This is a genomic window from Moraxella sp. (assembly GCF_024227015.1).
GTDB lineage: Bacteria > Pseudomonadota > Gammaproteobacteria > Pseudomonadales > Moraxellaceae > Moraxella.
Map to the genome: position 1 here is coordinate 1 of NZ_JAAELD010000394.1, position 9,682 is coordinate 9,682.

General features: G+C 45.1%; 7 protein-coding genes, 2 tRNA genes and 1 pseudogene. 4 read left to right on the plus strand and 6 right to left on the minus strand.

Going from position 1 to position 9,682, the window contains the following annotated elements:
- Positions 1–53 precede the first annotated feature (53 nt).
- Positions 54–129, plus strand: a tRNA-Glu gene (locus GY683_RS09030).
- A 106-nt stretch (positions 130–235) separates the two neighbouring features.
- On the opposite strand, the gene queF is transcribed toward GY683_RS09030, so the two are convergent.
- From queF to GY683_RS09050, 4 genes are all read right to left on the minus strand, one after another.
- Positions 236–1,093, minus strand: coding sequence for an NADPH-dependent 7-cyano-7-deazaguanine reductase QueF (gene queF, locus GY683_RS09035; RefSeq protein WP_297288412.1), 858 nt, complete (start codon positions 1,091–1,093; stop codon positions 236–238).
- Between the two features lie 76 nt (positions 1,094–1,169).
- Positions 1,170–1,940 (minus strand): ABC transporter permease, encoded by a 771-nt coding sequence (locus tag GY683_RS09040; protein WP_297288413.1) that lies wholly within the window; start codon positions 1,938–1,940, stop codon positions 1,170–1,172.
- Positions 1,933–2,916: an ABC transporter ATP-binding protein gene (locus GY683_RS09045; protein WP_297288418.1), complete on the minus strand. Its 984-nt coding sequence runs from the start codon at positions 2,914–2,916 to the stop codon at positions 1,933–1,935. Before GY683_RS09045 ends, GY683_RS09040 begins: the two co-directional genes overlap by 8 nt.
- 165 nt (positions 2,917–3,081) lie before the next feature.
- Positions 3,082–3,681, minus strand: a complete 600-nt coding sequence (locus GY683_RS09050) for a c-type cytochrome (protein WP_297288414.1) — start codon at positions 3,679–3,681, stop codon at positions 3,082–3,084.
- Between the two features lie 269 nt (positions 3,682–3,950).
- Between GY683_RS09050 and GY683_RS09055 the strand changes: the two genes are divergently transcribed.
- A tRNA-Arg gene (locus GY683_RS09055) sits at positions 3,951–4,027 on the plus strand.
- A gap of 55 nt (positions 4,028–4,082) precedes the next feature.
- Here the strand turns inward: GY683_RS09055 and guaB are convergent.
- Positions 4,083–5,555, minus strand: a complete 1,473-nt coding sequence (gene guaB / locus GY683_RS09060) for an IMP dehydrogenase (RefSeq protein ID WP_297288415.1) — start codon at positions 5,553–5,555, stop codon at positions 4,083–4,085.
- A 217-nt stretch (positions 5,556–5,772) separates the two neighbouring features.
- Between guaB and GY683_RS09065 the strand changes: the two genes are divergently transcribed.
- Both GY683_RS09065 and GY683_RS09070 read left to right on the plus strand, forming a co-directional pair.
- Entirely contained in the window at positions 5,773–6,576 is an 804-nt protein-coding gene (locus GY683_RS09065) for a thioredoxin fold domain-containing protein (protein ID WP_297288416.1), read from the plus strand.
- 224 nt (positions 6,577–6,800) lie between these two features.
- Positions 6,801–8,104: pseudogene (locus tag GY683_RS09070) on the plus strand (homoserine dehydrogenase).
- Between the two features lie 55 nt (positions 8,105–8,159).
- Here GY683_RS09070 and cysS read toward each other — a convergent pair.
- Positions 8,160–9,599, minus strand: a complete 1,440-nt coding sequence (gene cysS, locus GY683_RS09075; RefSeq protein WP_297288417.1) for a cysteine--tRNA ligase — start codon at positions 9,597–9,599, stop codon at positions 8,160–8,162.
- Positions 9,600–9,682: the final 83 nt, after the last annotated feature.

Here is a 9,682-nt window from a genome sequence, read left to right on the forward strand (position 1 = left end):
AGCGTTCAAAAGTTGGTAAAGCGATTTGATAAAATCAGTTTTACAGTCCTTGCGCTCCATTCGTCTAGAGGCCTAGGACACCGCCCTTTCACGGCGGTAACAGGGGTTCGAATCCCCTATGGAGTGCCAATATTCTAAAAACAGCCCTTAATCTTTAAGGGCTGTTTTTATTTGTTTATCGATAATAACAAAAAAGCAGGCGCTGCCGCCCGCTCTTCTATTAATACAGTTAAGCTTACTGACGCACCAGACGCTTAACCTCGCCCACATCACGATGATAGACGCGCACAGGGTTGATATCGATGCCACCACGACGAGTATAATTGGCAAGCACTCTTAAGAACACAGGGCGATAATGGATCATGCAGTCGGCAAATATCTGCTCAACGCATTGCTCATGAAAGCCGTTATGCTGTCTAAATGACAAGATGTATTTCAAAAACTCGCCAAAATCCACCTCATACTCAGTCGTTATCTCAATCTGCACCGTTCCCCAGTCAGGTTGATTAGTCACTGGGCAGTTCGATCGCAGTAGATTTGAATAGAATTTATACTGAGTTAGCGCGCCCTTCTTGGCATTCTTTAAGAATGTATTATCTATATCATCCAACAGCGGAATTTCTTTCTTAGCGTTATCTAGCGCCTCATCAATACAGATGCCCACCGGCGCATGGATATTCAGCCCATCATCGCTCAGCGCAATAATCTCCACACCCACATCAGCACCCGCACAGGCGGATAAATCTTTTTGTAACGTGGTTTTTAATTCATCAATATGGCTAAATTTGGTAAAGTTTAAGCTATTCAGATACAGCTTTAATGATTTGGATTCCACGATATTTGGCGAATTGGCAGGGATAGAGAAACGAGCCATTGCCACTTGTGAAATGCCAATTGGATTTAGCCATGACAACTCAAAGGCTTGCCAAATATCCACGCCATGTTTTAGGTCGTCATGGCAGTTATTAAAATCAAATCCCACATCTTTTAAAATCTTATCTCGTCCGATTTGCCGAGAAATGGGATATAAAATGGTGGGGTCATAGGTTTTTGAATAGGTGGTGCTTTCGCCCAATACGCCGTGAATGCTCATTTGTGTTTGCCTTTTATTTGATTTTATTGGGCGAATAAATTGCCCCTACATCGTTAAATTTTAATTTAATATTAAATTAAGAAAGCCGAATTCTTTTACCGTCTTTTAATATTTTATATGCCACACCATAAAACACCGCACAAAATATCAAAATCGCCAATAATGAATAACCGACATTGACATCAGAATGACCCAATATGCCATAACGAAAGGCATTGACCATATAAACAATGGGGTTTAGCAGGGATAAATTTTGCCAAAATGGCGATAAGTTTTCTAATGAATAGAACACACCGCCCAAATAAGTCAAAGGCGTTAAAATAAAACTTGGAACAATAGAAATATCATCAAACGAGCGAGCAAATACCGCATTGATAAATCCGCCCAACGAAAATAATACGGACGTGCCAATAATAGTAATCAGCATAATTGGCAAACTGCTAATGCTTAACTTAGTAAAAAATAACGCCACAATACTCACAATCAACGCAATGGCAAGCCCACGAAACACGCCACCGCCCACATAGCCCAATAATATGGCGTGCTTGGATATGGGCGACACCAGCATTTCGTCAATACTGCCATGAAATTTGGTGCTAAAAAATGATGAGACGACATTAGAATAACTGTTGGTAATGACCGACATCATAATCAAGCCAGGGACGATAAACTGCATATAGCTGACCCCGCCCATTTCTCCGACACGAGAGCCAATCATTTGTCCAAATATCACAAAATACAAAGTCATGGTAATGACAGGCGGTAATAAGGTTTGGGGCCAAATACGAACAATGCGTTTGATTTCTTTAAATAATAGGGTGTTAAAGGCGGTTAATTGATTATTCATGATTTTCCCCATTATTTAATTTATTTTCATCTTTCATTTTACCGTCATGAAAATGACTATCCACCACGCCCATGAATAATTCTTCTAGGCGGTTGGCTTTATTTCTCATGCTAACAATTTGGATATTTAGATGATTTAATTGGGTAAATACGTCATTTAAATTTTGGGTTTTATTTAATGTAATTTCTAAGGTTTTGTTATCTGCCAAATTGCTATGGCTGATATTATTAAGAGTTGGGGTATTTTTTAATTCATCTTTTAAATCAAATACAAAAGTTTCTAATGACAATTGCGTAAGCAAGGATTTCATCTCGGTGTTAATTAAAATCTCGCCATGATTTAATATGGCAATGTATTTACATAACTGTTCGGCTTCTTCTAAATAATGGGTCGTCAAAATAATGGTCGTGCCTTCGTCTTTATTGATACGCTCCATAAAATCCCACATAGAACGGCGCAATTCAATATCCACCCCTGCGGTCGGCTCGTCTAATATCAGTAGCCTAGGGCGGTGCATTAAGGCACGGGCAATCATCAGACGGCGTTTCATGCCACCAGAGAGCGAACGAGCCTTGGTATCTTTCTTATCCCAAAGTCCCAACTCTTTTAATAAAAATTCGGCTCGTGGCAGAGCGTCTTTCTTTTTTATGCCATAATAGCCTGCTTGCGTGATGAGAATATCCAAGCACTTTTCAAATTGGTTAAAGTTAAATTCTTGGGGAACAACGCCCAGATGAGATTTGGCAAGGCTTGGATTTTTATGCAAATCCACACCAAAAATCTCCACTGTACCGTCCGTTTGGGGAAATAAGGAGCTGATAATACCAATCATCGTGGATTTGCCCGCCCCATTTGCCCCAAGCAAGGCAAAAAACTCGCCCTGTGGCACGGTCAAATCCACGCCTTTTAGAGCGGTAAAGCCGTTGGGATAGGTTTTTTTAAGGTTGCGGACTTTTAGGGCGGGTATTTCATTCATTGTCATTTTAAATTTTCTTTGCTTTTAAAAAGCTATTAATAAGGGCTATCGCGTTATTTTAAAGAACATCAATGATTAACATCACTAAAATAAAACACAAAAACACCAAACAGTCCAAATATTGAATTTAAGCCATTTGATGTTTATGAATATTGATGAATGATATTAGCTAGATTGCCCGATCATGTAATCAACAGCGTTCTTAACTTCATCGTCAGATATGTCAGCACCACCACGCGCTGGCATGGCGTTAAAACCATTGATGGCGTGATCGTATAGCGTTGCTTTGCCTTTGCCGATACGAGGACCCCAGTCGCCAGCGTTACCAACTTTTGGCGCACCTACCAGACCGGCATCGTGACAAGTAGCACAGATTGCCTTATAAAGCTGATCACCAGGACGAGCCTCGCCTTCTACAGCAGGCGCCAGAACGGTAATGTTGATGTCACATTCTTCGCCATCAAAGCATACCTTGCCATAAGGGGCGATACGTGAGATTAGTTTGGGGTGTAGTGCGATTAGTTTTTTGACGTGGTCACTGTCTTCTGAAATGGCTTCGCCAGCAGGTGCAGCTTCAGCAGGCGCTGCCTCTGTGGTAGCTTCAGCTGCCGATGCTTCTGCAACAACTTCAGTAGCAGGTTGATTCGTTTCAGTGGCAGCTTCTGCGGCTGCAGGCGTTGTAGCTTCTTGAGCTTGGGTCGCCATGGTAAAAATCGCCAACGTAGCGGCGGCAGATAACATTACAATTTTTTTCATTGTCATCATCTCGTCTTAGCCTTGAGCAATATGCACTCTGGGTATGTTGGGTGGTTTAGCAAATTCGCGAACACACCCCAACGAATTAAAATTTTCTCCCTGCTATTATAAGGGAAAAGCAGGGTAAAATGCCACGATTTTTATGTAATATCTCAATAAATCGGTAAAATTTTGGTAATATTCTTAAAAATAAGCTACTTTTTGGGTGAGCGGGTGGCATTTTTAATAAAAACTTGGTAAAATTTGCGCTTGCAAAATCCAAATGCAGCCAAAATTTTGCACCTATAGCTCAGTTGGATAGAGTGTCAGCCTCCGAAGCTGAAGGCCGTGGGTTCGATTCCCGCTAGGTGCGCCATTTTATGAATACAAGAAAAATCACCCGATGATCGCATCGAGTGATTTTTTTGTTTTTAGTTTTGGCGGTAGTTTGGTGCTTCTTTGGTGATTTGAACATCATGCACATGCGATTCTTTCATGCCGGCAGACGTTACTTTTACAAATGTAGTGTTCTTACGCATCTCTTCGATGGTTTGACAACCTGTGTAGCCCATTGATGATTTTAGACCACCTGCCAACTGATTGATGATGCCAGTCACTGGACCTTTATAAGGCACACGACCTTCGATACCCTCTGGTACCAACTTCTCAACACCATCTTTAGCGTCTTGGAAGTAACGATCTGATGAGCCGTTCTGTCCGCTCATCGCACCCAGTGAACCCATGCCACGATATGCTTTGTAGTAACGACCTTGGAACAGCTCAACCTCGCCTGGTGCTTCTTCTGTACCCGCCAGAAGGCTACCCACCATGATGCAAGAAGCGCCTGCTGCGATGGCTTTTGCCATGTCGCCTGAGAAGCGAATACCGCCGTCAGCGATTAGCGGAATGCGATCTTTAAGTGCGCTGGCAACGTTATCAATCGCGCTAATCTGTGGTACGCCAATACCTGCAATGATACGAGTGGTGCAGATAGAACCCGGTCCAATACCGACCTTGACTGCGTTCGCGCCAGCATCCATCAGGGCGAGTGCGGCATCGCCTGTTGCGATATTACCGCCGATTACTTGGATGTTTGGATAGTTTTTCTTGATCCATGCCACGCGATCGATGACGCCTTTTGAATGTCCATGAGCGGTATCTACAATGATCACGTCCACATTCGCCGCAACCAATGCCTCAACACGCGCTTCGGTATCTGCGCCCGTGCCCACTGCTGCACCCACACGCAGACGGCCTTTTTCATCTTTACAGGCATTAGGGTTATTCTCAGCCTTGGTAAAGTCATTGACCGTGATCAAACCTTTTAGACGAAAATCATCATCAATCACCACCACTTTCTCGATGCGGTGCTCGTGTAGCAATGCTTTGATTTGTTCTTGTGGCGTACCTTCTTTGACAGTGACCAATTTGTCTTTTGGCGTCATCACATTCGCCACTGGCTGATCTAAATTAGTCTCAAAACGCAAATCACGATGCGTCACAATACCCACCACGCGATCTGTACCACGCTCTACCACAGGCACGCCGCTGATCTTATGCACTTTGGTGATGTGCAATAGCTCGCCCACGGTCGCCTCAGGATGTACGGTGATAGGATCGGCCACTGTGCCCGCTTCGAACTTCTTGACGTGACGCACACGGCTGGCTTGATGCTCGATGTCCATGTTCTTGTGGATGATGCCAAGACCACCAAGCTGCGCCATGGCAATCGCCATCTTAGACTCAGTCACGGTATCCATTGCGGCAGAGATGATTGGTAGGTTTAGGTTGATGTCGGTAGTAAGGCGTGTGGTTAGTTTTGTTTCTTTTGGTAGGACTTCTGAATAGGCAGGCAGGAGTAGCACGTCATCAAAAGTTAGAGCGTCGTAGGCAATGCGTAGCATAGGTTATTTCCTTGGTGGTTGCCCTGCGATGAATCACGGAAAATGACCGTCATTCAATGAAAGCAGGTTATGAAATAACGCCGTATTGTATCAAAATTTCTAAGAAAAAAGCAAGTAATTTTTGGCTAATTTGTCGAACTCGCTAAAATTTGCTAGCAAAGGCAGGTAATTTTTGGCATAATGAATAAATTTTATTTGGCTATATACTGGCATTATAATGAGCATTTTTACAAACCGTATCCTTAATAAATTTGGCTTGGTTAGCGCCCTTGTCTGCATGACTGCATTAAGCGCGTGCGACAGCAAGACGAATATCGACACACCAACACCAACCACCACCACAAGCAAGGCTCTACCCTCTGATGATGCTGTGGTTAGCGCCCTTCAAAAGAACCTACAAGCATCAGGCGTTAACCTCACCGTTAAATCCGCCATGCCGACTGACATGCCTAACATGTACTGGGTTATGTTCGATGAAGCACCGCCGATGTTCGTTGATGCCAATGGCGAATACATCATTCAAGGTCAGATCGCCAAAGTCGGCGGCAAAGAACCTGTTGATATCACTGCCGCCATCCAATCCACCATCGCCAAAGAAATGTTATCGGCGGTTGATAAGAGTGAGATGATCATCTACCCTGCTGCTGGCGAGACCAAAGCTGCCGTGTATGCATTCACCGACCCAAGCTGCCATTACTGCCAAAAGCTGCACAGCGAGATCGATGACATCACAGCTCAAGGTGTTGAGGTTCGTTATTTGGCATGGCCTAGAACCGAGCAGTTCGTGCCTGTGGCTCAAGCCATCTGGTGTAGCGCTGATCAAAAAGACGCCATTACTCGCGCCAAAAAAGGCGAAAACATCACCGCGCCCGCCTGTGATAACCCTGTGGCAAAACACATGGAGCTTGGTCATGCGATCGGCGTAAGTGGCACGCCTGCGATCTTTAGTGAATCCGGCTATCAGATCGGTGGCTATCTACCAGCTGATGAACTTGCTAAGATGGCAATCAAACATCGTTGATAAGTAACAGCTGCTTTTAATGCTTTCATAAGATTTTCATAAAATCACGTGAAAATTGCTAGTAAGTTTTATCAAGTTATGCTAAGTTAAGCAATCTTTATTCTACACAATCGATCAGCTGACAGACGCCAATTTTAATTAAGGAATAGATGATTGATCGGTGCCGATTGTGATTATTATTAAATTTATAACATTAAACTTTACAACTTTTGAGAAACGATACCGTGAATAAGTCTATCAATCTTGCCGTATTAGGTCTGGGTACCGTTGGTACTGGCGTGGTTAATCTTCTAAAAGATAACACCAATGAGCTGGCGCGTCGCAGCGGGCACATCATCAACATCACTCACGTTGGCACGCGTCGTCATCGTGATGACATCGACAGCAACATCAAACAAAGTGCTGATTTGCTCGCCATCGCAGAAGCGGATGATGTGGACATCGTCATTGAAGTCATCGGTGGCACTGATGTCGCCAAAGATGTCATCATGCATGCCATCCGCCACAAAAAACACGTCGTTACCGCCAACAAAGCCCTACTTGCCAAGCACGGCAATGAAATCTTCGCCTTAGCCGAAGAATATGGCGTACAAGTACGTTATGAAGCAGCGGTCGCAGGTGGCATCCCCATCATCAAAATCATCCGTGAAGCGTTAGCCGCTAACAAAATCGACTGGCTGGCCGGCATCATCAACGGCACCGGCAACTTCATCATGACCGAAATGCAAACCAAAAACCGCAAATTCGGTGACGTGTTGGCGGAAGCTCAAGCGCTAGGCTATGCTGAAGCCGATCCACTTTTGATGTTGAAGGCATTGATGCTGCGCATAAATTATCACTACTGGCATCGATCGCCTTTGGCATTCCGATTCAGTTCGATAAAGTATATTGCGAAGGCATCACTAAGGTCAGCCTACAAGACGTGGTATACGCCAAAGAGCTTGGCTATAACATCAAACATCTAGGCTTCGCCATTCGCCGCGAAAATGGTTTCGAGCTGCGTGTACACCCTACCCTCATCCCAGATACCACCCTACTTGCTAACGTGAATGGCGTAAAAAATGCCGTGATGGTGGATGCTCATCCGCTGGGTCAATCTCTGTATTATGGTGATGGCGCAGGCGCCGGTGCGACCGCATCAGCGGTCATGGCTGACGTGATGGATCTGATCTATGTCATCACCGCCGCAACGCCAAGCGACGTGCCTCACTTGGCATTCGTCCCAGAGGAGCTGTCAGATACGCGCATTCTATCTAGTGACGAGATGACCTCTGGCTACTATCTGCGCCTAACGGTTAAAGATGAGCTTGGCGTGCTTGCTGATACCACGCGCATCCTAAGTGATAATGGCATTAATATCGATGCGATCTTACAGCGTGATGCTCATAAATCAGGACTGGTGCCGATTATTATCCTGACCCTGCCAGTGCTTGAAAAGCAAATGAACGAAGCCATCAAGCAAATCGAACAGCTAAATGCCGTTACCGAGCCTGTGGTGCGCATCCGCCTAGAAAGCCTAGACGAGTAAACCGGCCCAAAAAAAAAGAGCGTTTATAACGCTCTTTTTTTTGGTCAATCAATCATTAGATTCGGCGCCAGCTCGTGCCTGCACGGCTGTCTTCTAATTCCACGCCTTTGTCTTTTAGTTCATTGCGAATGGTATCCGCTCTGGCGAAGTCCTTGTTTGCCTTAGCATCTGCACGTGCCTGGATTAGCGATTCAATCTCGTCGGCGCTTAGACCATCATCTGACAGACTCGCTTGCAAGAATTCATTGGCAGACGCCTCAAGCAGGCCAAGTCCACTTGCCAGCGTCTTAAGCAGTACACCGTAGTTTCTGGCAGCTTCATTGTCGCCTGCCTTGATAGCTTTATTAATCTCACCTGCCACCGAGAACAGCGTACTGATCGCCTTAGGCGTATTAAAGTCATCGTTCATCGCCTGCACGAATTCATCAGCATAAGCTTTGGCGAAGTCCGCTTTGACGACATCAGCATCAGTGATAATATTACCCACGCTCTCGGCTGATTTTAGGGCATGATATAGGCGGCTAATGGCAGTATGGCTCTCGTTAAGCGCCGCATCTGAGAAATTGACCTGACTGCGATAGTGACTGGACAAGATGAAGAATCTTACTGTCTCGCCGTGGAATTTGGCAAGTACGTCTTTGATGGTTGAAAAGTTACCCAAAGACTTACTCATCTTCTCGCCATCGACATTGATAAAGCCAACGTGCAGCCAGTGATTGGCGTAGGTCTTACCTGTGCAGGCTTCGGATTGGGCGATTTCATTCTCATGATGAGGGAACTGCAAATCATGCCCACCGCCGTGAATATCAAAGGTCTCGCCAAGGCAGCAACCGCTCATCGCTGAGCATTCGATATGCCATCCTGGGCGACCATCTCCCCAAGGACTTGCCCAGGCAGGTTCGCCTGCTTTTGCGCGTTTCCACAGCACAAAGTCAAAGGGATTGGCTTTATCATCTGCCACATCAACACGGCTGCCCGCCTGCATCTCATCAAGATTTCGCTTGGACAGCTTGCCATAATCCTTAAAACTATCAACCGCATAATACACATCGCCGCCCTTGGTATAGGCATGATTTTTGTCCATCAAAGTACTGATGATATTCTGCATCTCATTGATGTGCTCGGTCGCCTTAGGCTCAATGTTCGGACGCAGACAGCCCAAGGCATCTGCATCCTCATGCATGGCTTTGATGAATCGCTCGGTGAGCTGATTGATGCTTTCGCCATTTTCATTGGCACGGTTAATGATCTTATCATCAATATCGGTGATGTTACGCACATAATTCACATCAAACCCAAGCGATATCAAATGCCGGTAAATCACGTCAAACGCCACCATCACACGCGCATGACCGATATGACAATAATCATACACCGTCATGCCGCACACATACATGCCGACCTTACCCGCTTCTAGCGGAACAAAGGTTTGCTTATCAGCGGTCATGGTGTTGTAGAGTTTTAGATTGTCTTGATGGTTGGCAAAAATACTCATGGCAAATCCGAATTGTCAATTTAAACGCATTATCATACCGAAAATTTACCCAAAATGCCATAATTTCCCCCACAAAACCACAC